This is a genomic window from Alishewanella jeotgali KCTC 22429 (assembly GCF_000245735.1).
Classification (GTDB): Bacteria; Pseudomonadota; Gammaproteobacteria; order Enterobacterales; family Alteromonadaceae; genus Alishewanella; species Alishewanella jeotgali.
This window is the reverse complement of record NZ_AHTH01000036.1, coordinates 20,650-41,227: the sequence shown is the minus strand read 5'-3', so window position 1 is coordinate 41,227 and position 20,578 is coordinate 20,650. Positions and strand designations below refer to the sequence as shown.

At 52.3% G+C, this 20,578-nt stretch carries 21 protein-coding genes and 2 pseudogenes; 15 read left to right on the top strand and 8 right to left on the bottom strand.

Features of this window, described 5'->3' with window-relative positions:
* Window positions 1-129: 129 nt before the first annotated feature.
* The 3 genes from AJE_RS10700 to AJE_RS10690 form a co-directional block, all read right to left on the bottom strand.
* The gene (locus tag AJE_RS10700; RefSeq protein WP_008950851.1) at window positions 130-1,692 is read right to left on the bottom strand and encodes a transposase; all 1,563 of its coding nucleotides are present in this window, start codon (window positions 1,690-1,692) and stop codon (window positions 130-132) included.
* A gap of 170 nt (window positions 1,693-1,862) precedes the next feature.
* Window positions 1,863-2,408: a hypothetical protein gene (locus AJE_RS10695; protein WP_008950850.1), complete on the bottom strand. Its 546-nt coding sequence runs from the start codon at window positions 2,406-2,408 to the stop codon at window positions 1,863-1,865.
* Window positions 2,409-2,505: 97 nt separating this feature from the next.
* A complete protein-coding gene (locus tag AJE_RS10690; protein WP_008950849.1) occupies window positions 2,506-2,841 on the bottom strand; it encodes a hypothetical protein in 336 nt (111 codons plus the stop codon).
* 711 nt (window positions 2,842-3,552) lie between these two features.
* Here AJE_RS10690 and AJE_RS10685 point away from each other — a divergent pair.
* Window positions 3,553-4,248: a hypothetical protein gene (locus AJE_RS10685; protein ID WP_008950848.1), complete on the top strand. Its 696-nt coding sequence runs from the start codon at window positions 3,553-3,555 to the stop codon at window positions 4,246-4,248.
* A 353-nt stretch (window positions 4,249-4,601) separates the two neighbouring features.
* On the opposite strand, the pseudogene AJE_RS18235 reads toward AJE_RS10685, so the two are convergent.
* Window positions 4,602-4,787 (bottom strand): annotated as a pseudogene (locus tag AJE_RS18235) (tyrosine-type recombinase/integrase); the annotation flags it as partial.
* Between the two features lie 74 nt (window positions 4,788-4,861).
* Between AJE_RS18235 and AJE_RS10680 the strand changes: the two are divergent.
* The 5 genes from AJE_RS10680 (at window position 4,862) to AJE_RS10660 (ending at window position 8,905) form a co-directional block, all read left to right on the top strand.
* Entirely contained in the window at window positions 4,862-5,347 is a 486-nt protein-coding gene (locus AJE_RS10680) for an endonuclease I family protein (RefSeq protein ID WP_008950846.1), read from the top strand.
* Between the two features lie 161 nt (window positions 5,348-5,508).
* Entirely contained in the window at window positions 5,509-7,029 is a 1,521-nt protein-coding gene (istA, locus tag AJE_RS10675) for an IS21 family transposase (RefSeq protein ID WP_193353312.1), read from the top strand.
* On the top strand, window positions 7,026-7,775 hold the full coding sequence (gene istB / locus AJE_RS10670; protein WP_008950844.1) for an IS21-like element helper ATPase IstB: 750 nt from the start codon (window positions 7,026-7,028) through the stop codon (window positions 7,773-7,775). The genes istA and istB overlap by 4 nt, the downstream gene beginning before the upstream one ends.
* 166 nt (window positions 7,776-7,941) lie before the next feature.
* Entirely contained in the window at window positions 7,942-8,106 is a 165-nt protein-coding gene (locus AJE_RS18555) for a hypothetical protein (RefSeq protein ID WP_157999935.1), read from the top strand.
* A 175-nt stretch (window positions 8,107-8,281) separates the two neighbouring features.
* The gene (locus AJE_RS10660) at window positions 8,282-8,905 is read left to right on the top strand and encodes a LysE family translocator (RefSeq protein ID WP_008950843.1); all 624 of its coding nucleotides are present in this window, start codon (window positions 8,282-8,284) and stop codon (window positions 8,903-8,905) included.
* A 33-nt stretch (window positions 8,906-8,938) separates the two neighbouring features.
* On the opposite strand, the gene AJE_RS10655 is transcribed toward AJE_RS10660, so the two are convergent.
* Together AJE_RS10655 and AJE_RS10650 are read right to left on the bottom strand one after the other, a co-directional pair.
* Window positions 8,939-10,330, bottom strand: coding sequence for a Cu(+)/Ag(+) sensor histidine kinase (locus AJE_RS10655; RefSeq protein ID WP_008950842.1), 1,392 nt, complete (start codon window positions 10,328-10,330; stop codon window positions 8,939-8,941).
* Window positions 10,323-11,009, bottom strand: coding sequence for a heavy metal response regulator transcription factor (locus AJE_RS10650; protein WP_008950841.1), 687 nt, complete (start codon window positions 11,007-11,009; stop codon window positions 10,323-10,325). The genes AJE_RS10655 and AJE_RS10650 overlap by 8 nt, the downstream gene beginning before the upstream one ends.
* A gap of 155 nt (window positions 11,010-11,164) precedes the next feature.
* Between AJE_RS10650 and AJE_RS10645 the strand changes: the two genes are divergently transcribed.
* From AJE_RS10645 to AJE_RS10620, 6 genes are all read left to right on the top strand, one after another.
* Entirely contained in the window at window positions 11,165-12,976 is a 1,812-nt protein-coding gene (locus tag AJE_RS10645; protein WP_272941540.1) for a copper resistance system multicopper oxidase, read from the top strand.
* A gap of 356 nt (window positions 12,977-13,332) precedes the next feature.
* Complete coding sequence (locus tag AJE_RS10640) at window positions 13,333-14,148, top strand: copper resistance protein B (RefSeq protein WP_420167174.1); 816 nt, start codon at window positions 13,333-13,335, stop codon at window positions 14,146-14,148.
* Window positions 14,149-14,181: 33 nt separating this feature from the next.
* The gene (locus AJE_RS10635; RefSeq protein WP_008224208.1) at window positions 14,182-14,577 is read left to right on the top strand and encodes a copper resistance CopC family protein; all 396 of its coding nucleotides are present in this window, start codon (window positions 14,182-14,184) and stop codon (window positions 14,575-14,577) included.
* Between the two features lie 17 nt (window positions 14,578-14,594).
* A complete protein-coding gene (locus AJE_RS10630; RefSeq protein WP_008950838.1) occupies window positions 14,595-15,485 on the top strand; it encodes a CopD family protein in 891 nt (296 codons plus the stop codon).
* Window positions 15,486-15,523: 38 nt separating this feature from the next.
* The gene (locus AJE_RS10625; protein WP_008950837.1) at window positions 15,524-16,009 is read left to right on the top strand and encodes a YybH family protein; all 486 of its coding nucleotides are present in this window, start codon (window positions 15,524-15,526) and stop codon (window positions 16,007-16,009) included.
* A 20-nt stretch (window positions 16,010-16,029) separates the two neighbouring features.
* Window positions 16,030-16,545, top strand: coding sequence for a DUF411 domain-containing protein (locus AJE_RS10620; protein WP_008950836.1), 516 nt, complete (start codon window positions 16,030-16,032; stop codon window positions 16,543-16,545).
* An 83-nt stretch (window positions 16,546-16,628) separates the two neighbouring features.
* On the opposite strand, the pseudogene AJE_RS10615 reads toward AJE_RS10620, so the two are convergent.
* Window positions 16,629-17,456, bottom strand: a pseudogene (locus AJE_RS10615) (ISL3-like element ISPst2 family transposase); the annotation flags it as partial.
* Between the two features lie 24 nt (window positions 17,457-17,480).
* The gene (gene merR / locus AJE_RS10610; protein ID WP_001166628.1) at window positions 17,481-17,936 is read right to left on the bottom strand and encodes an Hg(II)-responsive transcriptional regulator; all 456 of its coding nucleotides are present in this window, start codon (window positions 17,934-17,936) and stop codon (window positions 17,481-17,483) included.
* Between the two features lie 71 nt (window positions 17,937-18,007).
* On the opposite strand from merR, the gene merT reads away from it, so the two are divergent.
* From merT to merA, 3 genes are all read left to right on the top strand, one after another.
* The gene (gene merT, locus AJE_RS10605; protein ID WP_001294655.1) at window positions 18,008-18,388 is read left to right on the top strand and encodes a mercuric ion transporter MerT; all 381 of its coding nucleotides are present in this window, start codon (window positions 18,008-18,010) and stop codon (window positions 18,386-18,388) included.
* A 13-nt stretch (window positions 18,389-18,401) separates the two neighbouring features.
* A complete protein-coding gene (merP, locus tag AJE_RS10600; RefSeq protein WP_008950835.1) occupies window positions 18,402-18,680 on the top strand; it encodes a mercury resistance system periplasmic binding protein MerP in 279 nt (92 codons plus the stop codon).
* 186 nt (window positions 18,681-18,866) lie between these two features.
* A complete protein-coding gene (merA, locus tag AJE_RS10595; protein WP_001157002.1) occupies window positions 18,867-20,576 on the top strand; it encodes a mercury(II) reductase in 1,710 nt (569 codons plus the stop codon).
* Window positions 20,577-20,578 lie beyond the last annotated feature (2 nt).

Genomic DNA, 20,578 nt, shown 5'->3' with positions numbered 1-20,578 from the left:
TATTCTGTTTATTATTTGTTATCAACTTTGCAGGTTTCTGGTGGGGATTTCAAGACAAGATTTATTCTGATGTTAATTTGCTTCATTAGGCACACTATTAACGGAGTTTAGGCCGCTCCTCACCTAGTTTTACCCCACTTTGCCATATCGGCTTACTTTCTCTAAGTTATGTACCATACAGAACAACTGCCATTGGCCTTGCACCTTGGTTTTTCCGCGCAAGCTAAAGCGGTTAAGCCCTTTATTGGTGCCAATATTGCCAAACACCGGCTCTACAACTGACATCCGATGGCTGTATATCTGTTTGCCGATATCACTATCGACTCGTTGTTTCATCCAATCGGTGTAATTGGGCGGCGCATTGGCTTTGAGTAAAAATGACACCTGCCGTCCACTGCCTTTTCTATCATTCGCTGATTCTGGGTTTACCATGCATTGCTCTTTTAAATCACAACTGCGGCACTGTAATAACTTACCCGTAAACAAGGCCCGTTGTTGGCCATCTGGTTCTATCCTGATACCCCGGCTCGACAATATCAATCCAGCTGGGCAAATACATTTCATCGCAATTGGATCAAATTCAAATTCACTTGCTGGGATGACTGCCTTTTGGCCTGCCGCGTCTTGCTGATGCCGCTTGCCATACTTTTGTTTTTGTTCGCTAAATTTGGGATCTCGTTTTCTAAACTGGTTGTCTGGGATGTAGCCATTGATATGCTGTTGATACAAGTAACTGTTATTCGCTTCATTCGCAAAGCCCGTGTCTGCCGTCACGATGGTTTTACCGTCGAAGATCTTTTCGCTGATCCCCATACTTTTATAGCGCTGCTTTATTTTCTCAAGCACAGGCACTAACGTATGATGCTCTTGCCCTTCACCAAAGGCTTGTGCGTCCACGATGATTTGATGTTTTTTATCCACCGCCGCCACGCCGTTATAGCCCTGAATAGTGCCTTTACTGGTGGTCATTTTGGCGGATTCATTATCAGTAATGTTACTTTTGACTTCCTTGGGTCTTTTGCCCTGGCCCATCCGTGGACTGGCGGTCTTTAAAAAATCAGTGATTTTGTCATGCGCTTTATTGAGCGTGTCGATGCTTTGTTGATGTCGCGCTTTACGCACTTCATCTGCATTGGCTTGTTCATCGAGCTTCTTATGTTGCTCCAAGTGGTAGCAAATTTGCCGTTTGAGTTTATCTCGTTTGGCTGTGAGTTCTTTCAAAGTACCAGACCATTCTTTGGCGGCGTTGGACGGCATTTTGCAACCGTCGATGGCAAACAGCTCGTTGCCCAGCAAACCCTGCTGATGGCAAACCAACAACACCTGCTCAAACAGCTGCGCAATTTGCACCGACGAGCCGCTGACAAACGCCGCTATCGTCGTAAAGTGCGGCACTGTATCGCACGACAGTGCTTTAAAAATGATATTGGTTTCGCAGCACCACTGTATTTCACGGCTAGAGGTGATGCCTTTGGAGTAAGCAAACAGGATGATTTTCAAAAGCACCGCAGGGTCATATGCCGGCCGTCCATTATCATTGTTGTTGTATTTACAGTGAAATATCGACAGGTCGAGCTTGTGATCAATTAGATAATGAATTGCATGTTCAAAGGTGCCTGGCTGCAACTGATCAAGATAGTTAATCACCACCATGGCACTTTGGTTGTAATCGTAAGGGATATATTTAGGCATAAAGTGTTGTCCACTTTTTAATCAGACAACACTATTTGATCACAAACCTGATCGGGTGAAAAGAGGTTTTTCTACAGCCTCAACGCCCCGCTAAACGGCGAGCGTTAGCGAGTCCGGTGGAGGCCACGCTTTTTGTGGCCGGAACGAATTTAAGCGGTTTGTTAGCAGCATTACTCAAAGGTAGCAAGCAAGTCACTGATGAGCCTCCCCGATGCCGAAACTCTAGATTTTTCAAAATGTTCAAAAGATAATCTATTTAATCTTGGCTCATACATTCTAAGCTTCTTGATAGCTTCCCGGTCAATTTCCAGAAGCTCATGAACTAAAAGCATTGCTCGATAATAGTTACTGCTGTGTTGTTTCAGATTGTCGATTAAGAACTCTTGCGAGCAATAACGGCCTGTAGCCCAAAGCGAAAAATAGGTAGAAACCCCTTCATTAAGGACTGTTGTCGGTTCCTTTTCACCACTCAAGCTCATTGTTGGATATAAAAGATGGCAAACTTCATGAGCTAATTGAAAATGAAGCTGAATCTCGTCATCTTGAGTTTTTTCACTAAGTGAAATAGCCACCTGTCCATCTTCCGGGTAATAACGAAGGTGTGGTCCCATATCATTGATTTCTACCCCCACATATTCCCAGTCGGAACACATCGGACCAAAATTTTCTTGGGCGATATTTATATATTCATCAGCGATGACTTGAATATCTGTCATTCTTCACCTTACTGCTAACGCAAAGCTTTGGGGCGGCTGGAGCGCAGCGTAAGCCGTCCCAGCCGCGCATGCGGCGACAATAGCGCCTTGTTAGAGTTTATCCCAGCACCCTGGCAGTACCGAGAGCTAATGAATAGATTAATCCTCCGATGCTCTTTCTTTTTCTTGATGGGATTAACTCTTCGATAATTACTTCGTTGTTTACAGTTAGTTTTGAGCGCCAAAGAATAAACGCGAAAATATGAACTTTGTATATTTTTGATGCAATTTCTATTTCGCTTTCATATTTCGAACTGAAGACAAAAGGTTTTGAAACCAGAACTTTTCCATCGAGCGACAAGGTAAAAACTGTGCTGAAACGATCATAGCTAGCTGTAAGCTCTCGATCTTCAACTATATGAGTCTCTTTTTGAATTCGCTCAAACATCTTCATAAACTCTAACAGTTATTATGTAGACCTCTCAGTAACATCCGAAAGGCAAAACAAATTTATACCTATGAGTTCACTGAAAATCAATAACTTAAGAGGCCAGTTAAGGACATAATTTACTTTTAATTTACGACATTACTGAGACTTCTCAGTAACACACTCGATAATCAACAAAGGAGCTTACATGACTCGTTCACCTTTCCTTGAAAGCATCAGGCAGGTTATGCGAACCAAGCATTACTCAATTCAGACTGAAACATGTCCGGTTTTCAGTCAGATACGATCTTCACTTTGAGCGAATTGCAGAATTTTCTCCCTGTACCATAATATACATACGATTGTCGGCTCAATCTCAAAACCGGACGTGTTGTCCGGTTTATTTCAATAGTAAATTAACCTTGTATAGGCCTAATTGTCCCTAAAGAATGTTGACTGTCGACATCCGGAGTAATGCGCTTTTGAACACCTAATTTTTTTACCGCAGAAGTGAATTTTTCTTAGTTGTATAACTGCAATCAGGGCTAATCTATTTGCAGTAGTTTCCGTATGTAAAGCAGTTAAACAGGCATAAAAAATTGCGGTTTTTTTCGCTCAGCTCAATTTTTGAGCATAACTTTTTATCTATTAATCGTGCGTCGTGCGCTTTTGTTTCCAAGATACGTGCTAACAAAAGCCTGAGTAGAACGTCGATAACTCACAATTGAGGATGCTTAAATGTTGAAGCCACAAAGAATGATCATGGCAATAATTGCGGTATCGTTAGCCGGACCGGTAATGGCCCGTTCCGGAGATATCGGCTTTACCTACATTGAAGGAGGTATTGTCGGTGGTTTTGTCAACGATATAGAGACATCCGGAGCAGTCACAGGGACCGTCCCACTCGATCTTGAAAGCGATGCCGATGGTGGTGGATTTATTGGCGGTGCGTGGCAGTTTGGATCTCAGATGCACCTGTTTGGCGAGTATGCATCACTTGGCCAAGAGCTTGAGATCCGCAGCGGCACCAACACTGCTGCTGGTGAGTACGACGTTACGCGTTGGCGCATTGGCGTTGGTTACCAATACCCTGTCTCAGAAACGTTGGCTTACTATGGTCGACTAAGCCTTGATCAGCTTGAGTTCAAGGATGCGCGCGCCGAAGGTTTCAATCTAGATGTCGATGCTGACGATAGCGGTATCGGTGCTGAGATTGGCGTTATCTGGGCAGCAACGCAAACTGTGCATCTTCAAGGCCATGCGCGTTACACTGCGGTCGGTGGAATCGCATCCAGCGGTTCAGACCCATTCGAATCAGACGTCCTGATCGGTGCGAACGGCCGCTGGTATCTCCGTCCCAACATCGCACTGGTCGCAGGCTATGAGTACGGAAAAATCACGACGTTGAACGTGGGATTGCGTTTATCGTTCTGAGCGCTTCCAATGCGCCGTTATTAAATTCTCCCACTGCCAGAATCCAGAGCGGTGCTATTGGAAAAGTAAGAAGATAGCTTATTTGGCTATGATAGTGCACTAAAACGCTAATTCGCGGCTTTACTCACAACAAAGTCGCGAATTCAGCACTTAAGCAAGTTGCATATACGAATGCCGCATTCAGACCCAAAGTACACATACTAAAAAGATAACTGTCAATTCGGCTTTTGGCACTTAGTGACGATCTTCACTTTGAGCGAAAAGCAGAGATTCAGCACCTCAACACAATCCGCATGCGAATGACCGCTTTTACCGCAAAACCGGACATGAAGCCCGGTTTATTTAAAACGAAATTATCGGTCTATAGGGCTAATTGTCCCTGATGAATGTTGACCGATGACATGTGTATATATTTGAGTTGTCTTCAAATCCGTATGCCCTAACAGCTCTTGAACTGTACGAATGTCTGTTCCCGCTTTTAAAAGCTGTGTTGCGAAAGAGTGCCTGAATGTGTGTGCGGTAACGTGTTTCTGAACACCTGACCGTATAATACCATTCCATCTTAAAGTTTGTTCAGTACAGCCCACTCTCTAGAGCACATCTTGATCACTCGATGGGTATCGCTGATAAAGCTGTTCCAGTCAATGCCGACCGCTCCAATTTCAACTTCACCATGCTTTCTAATGCCAAGCCGCAGCATGGTCAATGTCCGGTTAAAATCGATTTTAGTGCAAGAGCCGCAGAGCCGCGCGATGCGATTAAAGGGCAAATCGCTCGGATTTACTTTTACATGCACGACCGTTATGACCTCAACATGTCTCGCCAACAACAGCAGCTTTTAATTGCTTGGGATAAGCAGTTTCCCGTTACCGAGTGGGAGCGCGAGCGAGATAAACGCATTGCAAAACGTATGGGGCATTCAAATCCCTTTGTAACCGGAGAGCGCACCTGGTCTCTTGGGCATAAAAACCGCGCTGAGGGTGTGGTAACCCAGCTGCTATCAAGGCAAACACAGCAAACCCATGCACCCATTGAGATAAAAACATCTTTTAAAACAGATTGTTGCTCCATAGCACCTATTCCTTTTTGTGCAACGTAATTAAAAAGTTAAATTATAGTAATTAATTTATGCATTAAAAGAGGCGAAAGCAAGAAATGGTGTCAGGGTGTTCGGCGACAATTAGGATGACCGGTTGACGACAATTATCTTGGCCGGTTGGGTGTCACAATAGGTACCTTGTTTTCTGTTCGGAGTTCAAGGTGCCTGGACAACACATCACCCACCGACAAGAGGAGCTGTATATGCAGCATCGCCAACAAGGCATGACTCAAGAAATCGCTGCTGCGAAGTCTGCCATTTCCACCCGAACTGCCCGACGTATTGAGCAGTCCAACACCTTACCCCGCGTTAAAGCTGATAGAGATTGGCGCACCCGCGAAGATCTACTGGAAGCTGTATGGGAAACCGAATTGGTTGTGCTGTTAAACGCCAAGCCCGAGCTCACGCCCATTACTTTGCTGGAGCATTTGCAGGCGCACTACCCAGACCAATATGACCAGCGCATTTTGCGCACCCTGCAGCGGCGGGTTAAGCAGTGGAAAGCGCTACATGGCCCGGAGAAAGAGGTTATCTTCCGCCAGCAAGCCCCAGCCGGTTTACAGGGTTTCTCCGATTTCACTCATCCTGATAGCCCGGTTACCATTAAGCAGCAGCCCTTTGCCCATTTACTGTATCAGTTCCGACTCGCTTATAGCGGCTGGCGTTCAGTGACGGTGGTTCAGGGGGGTGAGAGTTATTCTGCCTTATCTACCGGCTTACAGCGTGCGCTGACGCAGGCCGGTGGCTGTCCGGTGGAGCACCGCACCGATAGCCTCAGTGCCGCCAGAAACAATACACAAAACGTTTGGACAGATGCCTATCAGGACTTGTGCGAGCATTACAACATGACGCCGACAAGGAATAATTTAGGGCAATCGCATGAGAATGGCGTGGTGGAATGCGCTAATGGCTCATTTAAACGCCGTCTGGCGCAGCACCTGCTCCTTCGCGGCCACAGTGACTTTGACAGTATCGAAGCCTACCAGGCCTTTATTGATCAAATCGTCGGCAAGCTAAACCAGCGCTCACGCAGCCGCTTTTTAGAAGAGCAGCAAGCCCTGCAGGCCTTACCAGAGTATGGTGCTGCTGATTACACCTTACTGAGCATTAAAGTCACCCGTAGTGCCACCATTGAAGTGCGCCGGGTGGTGTACAGCGTGCCATCACGACTGATTGGCGAGCGCCTGCAGGTACGACTGTATCATGACAAACTGGTGCTCTATGTGGGCCAGCAAGTGGCGCTGACCTTGCCACGAATTTACCCGGCCCCCGGCCAAAGCCGTGCACGTTGTATCAACTACCGGCATATTATCCGCTCACTGGCCGCTAAACCGCAGGCGTTTCGTTTCTCGCAGCTGCGGGATAACATCTTACCTGACGACAATTACCGTGAGCTGTGGCAGTTAGTGGATGATGCCTTACCGGCACAGGAGGCCTGTAAATGGATCGTCACGGTACTACGGTTGGCCTGTGAATATGATAGCGAACACGCGCTGGGTGAAGCCCTGCTGCAGCAGGCCAGAGCGGGGCAATTTGAGAGTACCCAGGCTATCCAGGCGCGCTTCTTTACACCACAACGTGCGCCTGAGTTGAAGAGTCAGCAGCACAGCCTGCAAAGTTATGATGCGCTGCTAACGTCATTGAAGGCCCAGGCGAAACACGATGTGGAGGTGCCATTTTGACTTCCTCCGTTGCATTACTGCTCAAAGAATTACGGCTGCCGGCGTTCGTCAGACACTATGAAAAACTCTGGCAAACCGCGGTAGAAAAAGGCTGGTCGCACAGTGACTACCTTGCGGCATTATGCGAATACGAGCTCTCTGAGCGCTTTACACGGCGTACACAAAGCTGGGTACGCGAAGGGAGGCTGGCACCGGGAAAAACCTTAAGCACTCTGGATAACAGCGTGCTCAGCCGGGCAAATCAAGCGCTGATCGCTAAGTTGCATCAAGAGCTGTCCTGGGCGCATCATGCCGATAACATCCTGCTGATAGGCCCCAGTGGCACCGGCAAAACCCACTTGGCCAATGCACTGGGTTACCGGCTGATAGAACAAGGCATACGCTGCAAACTGTTTCCGGCTATCGGTCTGGTACAGCAGTTACAACAAGCCAAGCGCGAATTGGATCTGATGAGCGAGATGAGCAAGCTGGATAAGTATCAGGTGATCATCATTGATGACATTGGTTATGTGAAAAAAACCGATGCAGAAACTCAGGTGCTGTTTGAGTTTATCGCGCATCGATATGAAAGCGGCAGCCTGATCATTACAGCCAATCAGCCGTTTAGTGCATGGGATCAGATCTTCCCGGACAGCATGATGACGGTAGCGGCCATAGATCGGCTGATCCACCACGCGACAATTATAGAATTAGAAGGGGAAAGCTATCGAAAACAACATCAGTTAAAACAGGCTGGAGCCAGATAAAATGCGAAAACCTAACCGGCCATCATAATTGACGCGAACCGGCCAAGATAGTTGACGCCGAACAGTCAGGGTAACTATCTAATAACAAATGCGGGAAGGTAATGCTTACTAGATTCTGCAACCAGCAACGTTATACTTACTCTCAAATAAGGGCTTGGAGCTAGCTATGACTGAACCAACTACTTATCCCGGTAACGAGCAAGACTACAAAGGCTATCACGCCGACTGGCCGCAAACCGTACGTGAGTTGGCAGGATGCTGGCAGGAGTTACCGCAGCAGGAAGAACTGCGTGCAGGGCAAGGCAAAGATATACCGCGAGAGTCGCTTTGATTTTTGGGCTAAATCCTTTAAATAGCGTTCCTACTTTGCCTGCTTACCATTGCAATAAAACCTCTTTGTGAATAATTTTGCTACTGCGCCGGGTTGACTAAAAACCCCCGCTTAACGCCCTTGCTGGCGCTGCTGCAACCGGCCAGAATAGCGCCATCTTGCAGTTGAGGTGGTTATGGTTAATCTGGCGTTGCTGGGTGCGTTTATTCCGACGTTTTTGTTTGTTTCGGTTACCCCGGGCATGTGCATGACACTGGCGATGACGTTGGGCATGAGCCAGGGCGTGCGCCGTACGCTGTGGATGATGTGGGGCGAAATGCTCGGCGTGGCGTTGGTGGCAATACTGGCGGTGTGCGGTGTGGCGGCGATAATGCTGCAGTTTCCGGCTTTTTTTCAGGGTTTTAAAGTTGCCGGTGCGGTATATCTCACTTACATAGGCCTGCAAATGTGGCGTGCTAAAGGCAAACTGGCGTTGCCGCAACCAGGCGAGCTGCCTGCCAGGCTGGCGCGGCGTACTTTATTTAGCCAGGGTTTTATTACGGCAGTGGCTAACCCCAAAGGCTGGGCGTTTCATATGGCGCTGCTGCCGCCCTTTATCGATAGCCCGCTGGCATTCTGGCCGCAGTTGCTGGTGTTAGTGGCAATTATTCTGTTGCTGGAATTTGGCTCTATGTTGCTGTACGCCAGTGGCGGCAAAGCTTTGGCGCTGTTTTTTAGTAAAACTAACCGGGTGCAGTATTTAAACCGCATCGGCGCCAGCCTGATGTTTGGCGTGGCGCTGTGGATGTTACTTGGCTAATACCGCATAGCACCGCGGTGAGTTTAACCGACGTCACGCCAGTTTAAGCCTGATGCTAAAGCGGGTAGAGCGCGCATCTGATTCGACGCTTAACTGGCCCTGATGAGCATCGACTATGGCTTTGGTAATGGCTAGGCCCAAACCCGAGCCTTCTATCTGGCGTTGGCGCGAGGCGTCAGCACGATAGAAGCGATCGAATAAAAACGGCAAATGCTGTGGCGGGATCGGCTGGCCCGGGTTTTCTACCGTGATGGTGGTGCTGTCGGCTGCTGCGGTGGTGCTGACGGTAATGGTTTCGCCGGGCGGGGTATACCTAAGCGCATTGGATAATAAATTGGTCAGGGCGTGGCGCAGCAAGGTGCGATCTGCCTGCACAATAATATTGGCACCGTGATAGCTAAGGCCAACCTGACTTTCTGCCGCCCAGGCTTCGAAAAAGTTGAAAATTGCGGCCACTTCCTGCTTTAGCTCCAGCGGCTGCTTTTGCAGTGTTAACAGGCCATTGTCACTTTTGGCCAGCCACAGCATATCGCTAATCATTTTATTCAGCCGCTCCAGCTCTTCCAGATTGGAGAACAGCAGATTCTGGTACTCGTCGGCGCTGCGCGCGCGCGATAAGCTGACCTGCGTTTGCGTGATCATATTGGTCAGCGGCGTGCGCAGCTCGTGGGCGATGTCGGCACTAAAGTGCGACAGCTTGGTAAACCCCTGCTCCAGCCGATCTAACATCAGATTAAAAGACTGCACCATGTGGCGCAGTTCGGTCGGGACCTCGCCCGGGGACAAGCGAATATCCAGTTTACTGGTTTGAATATCACGCATTTGTTCGCTAAGGCCTCTGAGTGGATTCAACCCCTGATGCACCGCCAGCCAGGCCGCCAGCAAGGTGAGCAGTGCAGAGCCGAGTAAAATCAGCCCCAGGCTGCGCTGTAACTGCGCCAAGAAATGGGTATGAAAACTGATATCAATAGCAGCAATTACCTTATAGTGCTGATCTGCCGTGGTCAGGCGGCTGAACACACCGCGATAGGCTTTGCCGTCCAGCTGCCAGTGGTGGATGGTTTTGGCATTGTAGTCGGCGCTGGCCGGGGTGTTGGCAGCCAGCAGGCTTAAGTCAACGTCGGCATTGCGGTACAGTAAGCGGTTTTGGCTATCCATCACCTGATAGTAAACACCGTGATGGCCCGATACCGCTTTGGCCAGCGTCTGTGCCGGCTGTTGCTGGCCGTCCTGAGCGGTAGTCAGCGTGTGCTCAACCGCGTGCAGGATCACGGCTAATTCGTCGGCGTCCTGCTCGATAAAGTGATGTTCGACTGAGCTGAGCAGTAATTGCTGCACGAAGAACAGGCAAATCGAAATGGTTAGCGCGACAAAAAGTACCACGCGAACGGTGATCGAGAGAGGGCGCTTGCCAGCTTTATGCATCAGTTTGCTCATCGTCCAGTTTATAGCCCATACCGCGCACGGTGTGGATCAGTTTTGCCGCAAAGCCATCATCAATTTTGGCGCGCAAGCGGCGGATAGCTACATCGATAACATTGGTGTCGCTGTCAAAATTCATATCCCACACCTGCGAGGCGATAAGCGAGCGTGGCAGTACTTCGCCGCGGCGGCGCATCAGCAGCTCAAGCAAGCTAAATTCCTGATTACTCAATGTTATTTTGGCGCCGCTGCGGCTGGCTTTACGCTTGGCGATATCCAGTTGTAAATCGGCGACCTGCAATAATTCTGACTGCGGTACGGCCTGACCACGCCGTAGCAGGGTTCTGACCCGGGCCAGCACTTCAGAGAAAGCAAAGGGTTTGATCAGGTAGTCGTCGGCGCCAAGCTCCAGGCCTTTTACCCGGTCGTCGACACTGTCGCGGGCCGACAGAAACAGTACCGGCGTGTGGTTATGGTTTTCTCTTAGCGCCTGCACAATGCGTAAGCCGCTGACGTCCGGCAGCATCACATCCAGCATGATTAAATCGAAATCTTCTGTCATCGCCAGATGATGGCCATCCAGGCCATTTCTGACCAGTGACACCTGAAAACCGGCTTCGCTCAGGCCTTGCTTCAGATAGTCGCCGGTTTTTTGTTCATCTTCCACAATCAGCAAACGCATCTTGTCATCTCCAAACATAGCTTTGGCAGTATTAGGCCATAAACCGCCAAACAGCAACATGACAGCAAGATTACAACTTTGTCATGTTCAGGTCATGCTGCTGACAGTTTCGTCCTCTACACTGCTACGCATATAGAGAGTATTGGAGGTTGCAGATGATAAAGACTAACACCATGATGCCGGTATCGGTTTCACGGCGCCGGTTTGTGCAGGGGCTGGCGGTGGGCGGCGTGCTGGCCACTTTTCCGCATATCGTCAGGGCGGGTAGCGCCTTTAAAGATAATGCCTTTACCGGCTATGCCACTGAGCTCAGCGGTAACGTGATTGATTTAACCATCGGCGAAGCGCTGGTAAATTTTACCGGCGTGGTCCGTAAAGCCACCACCATCAATGGTTCGATACCGGCACCGACCTTACGCTTGCGCGAAGGCGATGAGGTCACCATACGGGTAACCAATACCTTGTCGGTGCCCAGCTCAATTCACTGGCACGGTATTATTTTACCCTACCAGATGGACGGCGTACCCGGCATGAGCTTCAGAGGCATTATGCCCGGCGAAACCTTTGTCTATCGTTTTACGTTAAAGCAAAGCGGCACGTACTGGTATCACTCGCACAGTGGCTTTCAGGAAATGACCGGCATGTATGGCGCGCTGATCATTGAACCCAAAGCGCAGGATGTAATTGCCGCCGATCGCGAATATGTGGTGCAGCTGTCAGACTGGACCGATGAAGATCCACATACGGTGTTTCGCAAATTAAAAGTGCAAAGTGATTTGTACAATTTTAATCAGCCAACAGTGCAGGACATGCTGCGCGATATCACTGACAGAGGGCTGGACGCGGCGCTGGCAAAACGGCAGATGTGGCAGCAAATGCGCATGAATCCAACCGATTTAGCGGATTTGTCAGCCGCTGTCTTAACCTTCTTAATGAATGGCAGCACACCGCTAGCCAACTGGCGCGGTTTATTTAAGCGCGGTGAGCGCGTGCGGCTGCGGTTTATCAATGGCTCCAGCAACAGCTTTTTTGATGTGCGTATTCCCGAGCTGAAAATGACCGTGGTGCAGGCTGACGGCCAGAATGTGCACCCGGTGACGGTGGATGAATTCCGCTTTGGCCCGGGCGAAACCTATGATGTTATCGTGTCGCCACAAGCGGATGCATACACCATTTTCGCCCAGAGTATGGACCGCAGTGGCTATGCCCGCGGTACCCTGGCCGTGGCCGAGGGCTTGCACGCCCCGGTGCCGGCACTGGATCCGGTGGAGTGGCTGACGATGGCTGACATGATGGGTAATATGAATCATGGCGCAAGCGACCGCCACAGCCACGGCCACAGCGCGATGGCGCACGGCAATGGCGCGGAAGATCATAGCCAGCATGGTGCTATGGCTATCGATCACAGTCAGCATGGCCCGGCGGTGCCTTATGCCAAAGCCAGTTCAACTGTGCGTCATGCCAGCACCGAGTATGGCCCGTCGGTGGATATGCGGGTGGATATGCCAAGAACCAACCTGGACGATCCGGGCATTGGTTTGCGCAATACCGGGCGGCGCGCGCTGACCCTGGCCGATTTACATTCGCTGGACGGTATTATTGAGCCGGGCGGTCCGGAGGCGGAAATTGAGCTGCATCTGACCGGCAATATGGAGCGCTACACCTGGTCATTCGATGGTTTAGAGTTCAGTAAAAGCACACCGGTGCATATGAAGCACAATCAGCGTATCCGGGTGATCTTGCAAAACGACACCATGATGACCCACCCGATGCATTTGCACGGTATGTGGAGTGATCTGGAAAGTGACAACGGTGCCGTACAGGTACGCCGCCATACCATTCCGGTGCAACCGGCGCAGCGCATCAGCTTTTTAACCACGCCGCATGATGTTGGGCGCTGGGCCTGGCATTGTCATTTATTGTTCCATATGGATGCGGGTATGTTCAGAGAAGTGGTGGTGTCATGAAAACAGCCAACGTAACGCTAACCTTGTCGCTGCTGGCGCTGGCCTGTACTGTGGCGCTCAGCCCTGGCGTGGCAGCGCAGAACGCCACTGAGAAACCGCCGGTACCAACGCACAGTGGCATGGACCACAGCAAAATGGACCACGGCAAAATGGATCATAGCAAGATGAACCACGCTGAGCAGGCGGTTAACCATAGCCAGACGAACCCTAGTGACATGGATCACAGTCAGATGGATCATAGCGGCATGGACCACAGTAAAATGGGCCACGCTGAGCAGGCCGTAGACCATAGCCAGGTGGACCACAGCGAAGTGGACCATAGCAAAATGGATCATACCGAGATGAACCATAATGAAATGACCCATGCTGAGCAGGCCGTGGATCACAGCAGTATGGATCACAGCACGATGAACCATGCCGATATGCAGATGCAAGGCGGTAAGGCGCCGGCTAATGCCCGCGATCCACATGCCTACTCCAACGGCTACACCCTGACTGACGGGCCCTATGGCATGGCCGATTCACGCCATTTAAAGCACGGCGTTGAACATCCACAGTGGTCCGTGCTGGGCGATCGGCTGGAATACAATGCCGACAGTGAAGCTGGCGAACTGGAGCTGCAAGCCTGGTATGGTACGACCTATGATCGGTTGGTGCTGAAAACCGAAGCTGAAGTCAGTGACGGCAAGCTGGAAGAGAGCAGCACCGAGCTGTTATGGAGCCACGCGATAGCAGCCTATTGGGATGGTCAGCTTGGGCTGCGCCTGGATCAGGTTGCCGATGGCACCAACCGGCAGTGGTTAGCATTGGGTGTGCAGGGTTTAGCGCCGTACTGGTTTGAAGTGGATGTCACGGCTTATCTGGGCAGTGGTGGGCGCACTGCGCTAAGTGCCGAAGCGGAATATGAGCTGCTGTTAACGCAGCGCCTGATCCTGCAGGCCCGGGCGGAGCTGACAGCCTATGGCAAAGACGATGAGGTCAATCAGCTGGGTAAAGGCCTGTCTTCACTGGGGGCAGGGCTTCGGCTGCGCTATGAATTCTCCCGCCAGTTCGCACCCTATGTCGGGGTAGAGTGGCATAACAAATATGGTAACACGGCAGATTTTGCCCGCCTGCAGGATGCATCGACAGCAGAAACATCCTGGGTTGCCGGTGTGCGTTTCTGGTTTTAATAGATCAGGGTTTTAATAAATAAGGTGATCAACATGAAAAAATTAATCCCGCTGCTTACTCTGCTCTGTTTGGCGTTTGCCGGGCCTGTGCTGGCGCATGTTAAACAAAGCGGCTCGGTGCCGGCGGATAACGCCATGCTAATGCAGGCACCGGATGTACTCAGTATCAGCTTTAGTGGCCCGATCCGGCTGACGAAAGTCACGCTGTTGCACGATAACGGTAACACTGTCGATTTTGGCTTTACGCCCACCGCTGTCGCCACGCAGTTTAGCTGGCCGTTGCCAGTGCTGGAGATCGGTAGTTATCAGGTTAACTGGGTAGGTTTGGGCGAAGACGGTCATAAAATGAAAGGTGATTTCAGTTTTATGCTCCACGCCGGCGCTGATGCCGGGGTGAAAGCTGATAGCGCGCACGCGCATCAGCACTAGATGGCTTGAGATTGGCGATGTTTAGCGATACCTGGGTATTAGCCTTATTCGCCCACAAGCTGCTGAGTTATTTAGCGGTTAGCGGCAGTATTGGTGCGGCGTTTTTGCTGCAGTTGCCGGCGCTGGCTCAGCCACAGTCTGATAGCCTTGCCTTTCGGCTGTGGTTAAAACGCCTTGTACTGGGGTGGTCGGCCGCAGGTATGGTGCTGGCGTTACTGTATCTGCCGCTGCAGGCTGGTGCGCTGGCCGAAACAGGCGTAGCTGGCATGGCCGACAGGCTGATGCTACAGATGGTTTGGCAATCGGCAATGCGCACCCAGCTGCTTTTATGGTTATGCGGTTATGCAGCGCTGTGGCTTTGGGCCCGGCGCGTTAAACACAGCGGCAACACGGTGAGCATTGCGCTTGTTAGCCTGGCTGCGTTTTTGCTGGCCGGCAGTTTCAGCCAAACCGGCCATGTGGCCAGTTTGGCAGGCCTGTGGCAGCTGTTACTGACGCTGCATGTGCTGGCAATAGCGGCCTGGGTAGGCTCCTTGCTGCCGCTGTGGCAAAGCTGTTACCGCTTGGCACCAGACAGGCTGCTGGCGCTGATGCAGCAGTTCGGTCAGGTTGCGCTTTATCTGCTGGTATTGCTTATCAGCTGTGGCGTGTTGATCTTACTGCAACTGCTTGACCCACTTAGCCAGTTGTTTGTAACCGATTATGGCCGTTTGCTGCTGTTTAAGCTGATGTTGGTCGCGGCAATGTTACTGCTGGCCGCCTGGCATAAATTTAAGCTGGTCAACGCGCTGGCGAAGCATCAGAACAGCCGCTTGCTGGCACGGTCTATTTTTATCGAAATGCTGTTGGCGCTATTGGTTCTGGCAACCAGCAGCAGCTTTACCACTGTGGTGGGCTTAGCACATTAAGCCTGCTTTATTCTAATAATTACAACAGGATACCTAATATGTTTCGCAATAAAGTTCAAACCTTGTCTGCCATCAGCCTGGGCCTGGCGTTGCTATGCCCCGTTAGTGTGCAGGCGCACGGCAATGAAAAGCATGCCGCCCCGGCCTTGTTTGTCGGCGAAAGCACCGCTGCCGCTCAGGCGGTAAAAGCGTTTCATCAGGCGTTACGCGCTGGTGATGCCAATGCTGCCCGCGCCATGCTGGCAGATGACGTACTGATTGTCGAAGGTAATGGCGTAGAGCGCTCGGCAGATGAGTATGCCAGTCACCATATGCTGGCCGATATGAAATTTATGGCGGCGGTACAGGTAGAGGCGCTGGAACATCAGACCAAGGTGCTGGGCAAGGTGGCCTATTCGGTTAGCCGCAGCCAACTGACTGGCGACTATAAAGGCAAGCCGGTTGACGTTATCAGTAAAGAAACGCTGGTGCTGGTAGATAACGACGACGGTTGGAAGATCGTGCATGTGCACTGGTCGCACTAAGGCAACAGCGGGAGAGCACTATGAAGTTAACTCTGATAGCGGCAATGCTGGCAGCCACTGCGCTATTGGCTGGTTGTAAAGACGCCGGCCCGGCTAAACCGGAAACTACAGCTTTGTCCGACAGTGCTGGCAATGCGGCAGCACTAACCCTCACGGTATACAAAACGCCAAGCTGTGGTTGCTGTAAAAAGTGGGTATTGCACCTTGAACAGCAGGGAGTGGTTGCATACACGAAAAATTATGATGATTTAAGTGGCATTAAAGCCCGCTACGGTATCTCACCACAGTATTATTCCTGTCACACCGCCGTATCGGAGCAGGGCTATGCTTTTGAAGGCCATATCCCTGCTAAATACATCCGGCAATTCCTCGCTGAGTCGCATCCGGATGCGATTGGCCTGAGTGTACCGGCGATGCCGCTCGGCTCACCGGGCATGGAGGTCGAAGACCGCTTTATGCCGTACGACATTCTGCTGCTAAACAAAGATGGCAGCGCCAGCGTCTACGCCCACATCAGCGATGCTTCGATGCAGTAGCCAATAATAGGCGCTTAAAAAAATGGGGTATACGGATTTAATGGTTGATGGGGCACCTTCACCCCATCAATCTGATACCACCCTCAGATGGTTGATAGATCGACTCCGTAGTTGAGTTCCTCTGCGAAGTCCGGCAGTCCGTAACCGATGGTTTTCTTGTAGAAAGGAGAGACCTTCGCAGTCGGTGCCTTCTTCTTGTGCTTCGTGGTGTAGAGCATTCGTGCCCGCATCACCTCGAAGGAGTAACCGCGCCCTTCACGGTTCTTGTCCTTGGCCAGTCGGTTGATGGACTCCGTGTAAGCGTTGGTGACGGGCATGTCCGTCTCGAAGTAGGTCATGGTCTCTTCGCGCCAGTTTCCCACTGCCCTGACCAGATCGCTCCAGACTTCCTTTTGGCCCTTCGGGATGGTGGCTATCCACTCGTCCAGGGCGGCTTCTGCCTGGAGCCGTGTGGTGGCGTCCCAGATGCCGTAGAAGCGCTCCTTGTGCTCGTAGGCGGCCAGCAGTTGCGGGAACGCGCCTGTCCAGGTCTCCATGATGAGGCGCTCCCGGTCTGAGACTTCGTGAGCGCGTTTCAGCAGGATTTTCCGGTCTCCCTTGAGAGTCCGGCTCTGGGACGGTTTCAGCTCCTTTCTGAGGCCCTTGCGCACTCTCTCTAGGGCATCGTTGGCCATGCGCACCACATGGAACTTATCGACCACGATACGGGCCTGGGGCAGCACAGCCTTGACCGCTGCCCGGTAGGGGTTCCACATGTCCATGCTGACGATCTCGACCTTCTGCCGGTCTTTCAGCTTCATCAGGTAGTTGGTCACCACGTCCTGGCGGCGGGTGGCCAGCAGGTCGAGCAGGGTTCGCTCCTCAATGTTGGTCAGAATGCAGCGGTAGCGCTTGTTCAGGTAGGGGTCGTCTCAGAATTCGGAAAATAAAGCACGCTAAGGCGTAGTCACCCCGTGACTCCCCCGCGCCGATGCAGCGAGCTTCGTTCCGTCTTGCAGTGACGCAATCAGCGGGCAGGAAACGTTCCCTTTCCGCGCATGGCAGGCGCACACCAGTTCAGACAGCACGGCCTCCATGCGTGCCAAGTCGGCCATCTTCTCGCGCACATCCTTGAGCTTGTGCTCGGCCAGGCCGCTGGCTTCCTCGCAATGGGTGCCATCCTCCAGCCGCAGTAGCTCGGCGATTTCGTCCAGGCTAAAGCCCAGCCGCTGGGCCGATTTCACGAACCGCACTCGTGTTACATCCGCCTCGCCATAGCGGCGAATGCTGCCATAGGGCTTGTCTGGCTCCGGCAGCAGGCCCTTGCGCTGGTAGAACCGGATGGTCTCCACATTGACCCCGGCCGCCTTGGCAAAAACGCCAATGGTCAGATTCTCAAAATTAATTTGCATATCGCTTGACTCCGTACATAACTACGGAAGTAAGCTTAAGCTATCCAAACCAAATTTGAAAGGACAAGCGTATGTCTGAACCACAAAAGTCTGAACCACAAAAGTCTGAACCACAAAACGGGCGCGGCGCGCTCTTCGCCGGTGGGCTGGCCGCCATTCTTGCGTCGGCCTGCTGCCTGGGGCCGCTGGTTTTGATCGCCTTGGGATTCAGCGGCGCTTGGATGAGTAACTTGGCGGCATTGGAACCTTACCGCCCCATCTTTCTCGGTGCGGCATTGATAGCAATGTTCTTTGCCTACCGCCGCATCTTCCGGACTACGCAAGCATGCGAGCCTGGCGATGTATGCGCTGCCCCACAAGCCAAGACGTCGTACAAAGTCATCTTTTGGATTGTGGCTGCGCTAGTTGTCGTTGCACTAACGTTCCCGTATGTAATGCCCCTGTTCTACTAATTGAGGAAAAATCATGAAAAAACTGCTTACCGCTCTTGCCCTTGCCGCTACCTTCGCTGTCCCTGCCTGGGCCGCCACGCAGACGGTCACGTTGTCCGTTCCCGGAATGTCCTGCGCGACTTGCCCGATCACCGTCAAAATGGCGATTTCCAGGATTGAAGGCGTTGATAAAGTTGACGTTACCTTCGAACCACGCGAAGCGGTTGTCACCTTCGATGATACCAAGACCAGTGTGCATGAGTTGATCAAGGCGACGACGGACGTGGGCTACCCTTCTGAACTGAAGAAATAAGGCATCAAATGACGGCGGCGTCGCCAGAGCCAGATAGAGATGTTGTTCTGGCGATTCTACTGTCAGTCATTCCGTGCACAACCTGTAAATGACGTACGGAGCCTGTTCGCTGATGCGAAAAACTGATCCAGTTACCGAGGCGTTGTACGAGTCGGCTTGGGCATAACGGATGAAAGAGAGAGCAAAATGCAAGAATTAAACGAAGTTGGTCTGAGCGTGGCGGGCATGACTTGCCCAAGTTGCACAAAGCACGTTGAGGACGCGCTGCTGGCGGTTCCCGGCGTGATACGAGCGTCTGTCGATTATCCGGCGAACAGGGCGCAGGTCACGGGCAATAGGCTTGACGTATCGGCACTCGTGACGGCAGTGGGGGCACTTGGTTATCGTGCTAAGCCTGCAGACGAAGTGGAAAGCAAAAGGCGCAGTGCTGAACGGCCAGGACTTCTTGGCAGAGCCGCCCAGTGGCTGAGCGGTGACCGCGCGGTGGAGGAGCTGGCCGGTCAGTTACATGTGGCGGTTATCGGTAGCGGCGGAGCCGCTGTGGCGGCTGCGCTCAAAGCGGCGGAAAACGGTGCCCGGGTCACGCTGATCGAGCGCGGGACTATCGGCGGCACCTGCGTCAACGTGGGTTGCGTTCCCTCCAAGATCATGATTCGGGCAGCCCATATCGCTCATCTGCGCCGTGAAAGTCCTTTTGACGTGGGGCTCACTGCGACGCCGCCTGTTGTCTCGCGTGACCGTTTGCTTGTCCAGCAACAGGCGCGCGTGGACGAGCTGCGAATTGCCAAATATGAAAGCATCCTCGAAAGCAATCCGTCAATCAATCTGGTACGAGGCAGCGCCCGTTTCAAGGATGGCCACACGCTTATCGTGGAAGCTGCAGAAGGGGACTGGCACGAAGTGGCGTTTGACCGCTGTCTCATTGCTACCGGCGCGAGCGCAGCCATTCCGCCGTTGCCTGGTCTTGCAGAAACCCCCTATTGGACTTCCACCGAAGCGCTGGTTAGCGAGACCATTCCGAAACGGCTCGCAGTAATCGGTGCCTCAGTAGTAGCGCTGGAACTGGCGCAGGCGTTTGCACGGCTGGGCAGCGAAGTCACGATCCTGGCGCGGCGCACGTTGTTTGCGAGCGAGGACCCTGCCATTGGCGAGGCCGTTACAGCCGCGTTCCGTGCCGAAGGGATCAAGGTATTGGAACACACGCAAGCCAGCCAGGTCGCGCATGTTGACGGCGAATTCGTGCTGACCACCGGGTACGGTGAAATACGCGCCGACCAGCTGCTGGTCGCCACTGGCAGGGCACCGAACACGCGCAGCCTGGCATTGGAAGCGGCGGGAGTCGCTGCCAATGCGCAGGGGGCCATCGTCATCGACAAGGGCATGCGCACCAGTACGCCACACATTTATGCGGCTGGCGACTGCACCGACCAGCCTCAGTTCGTCTATGTGGCGGCAGCGGCCGGCACCCGTGCTGCGATCAACATGACTGGCGGCGATGCGGCCCTGGACCTGACCGCAATGCCGGCCGTGGTGTTCACCGACCCGCAGGTCGCCACCGTGGGCTACAGCGAGGCGGAAGCACATCACGACGGGATCGAGACCGACAGTCGCACCTTGACCTTGGACAACGTGCCGCGTGCGCTTGCCAACTTCGACACACGCGGCTTCATCAAGCTGGTCATCGAGGAAGGTAGCGGACGGCTCATCGGCGTGCAAGCGGTGGCCCCGGAAGCGGGTGAACTGATCCAGACGGCGGTGCTCGCCATTCGCAACCGTATGACCGTGCAGGAACTGGCCGACCAATTGTTCCCCTACCTGACCATGGTCGAAGGGCTGAAGCTCGCGGCGCAGACCTTCAGCAAGGACGTGAAGCAGCTTTCGTGCTGCGCCGGATGAGG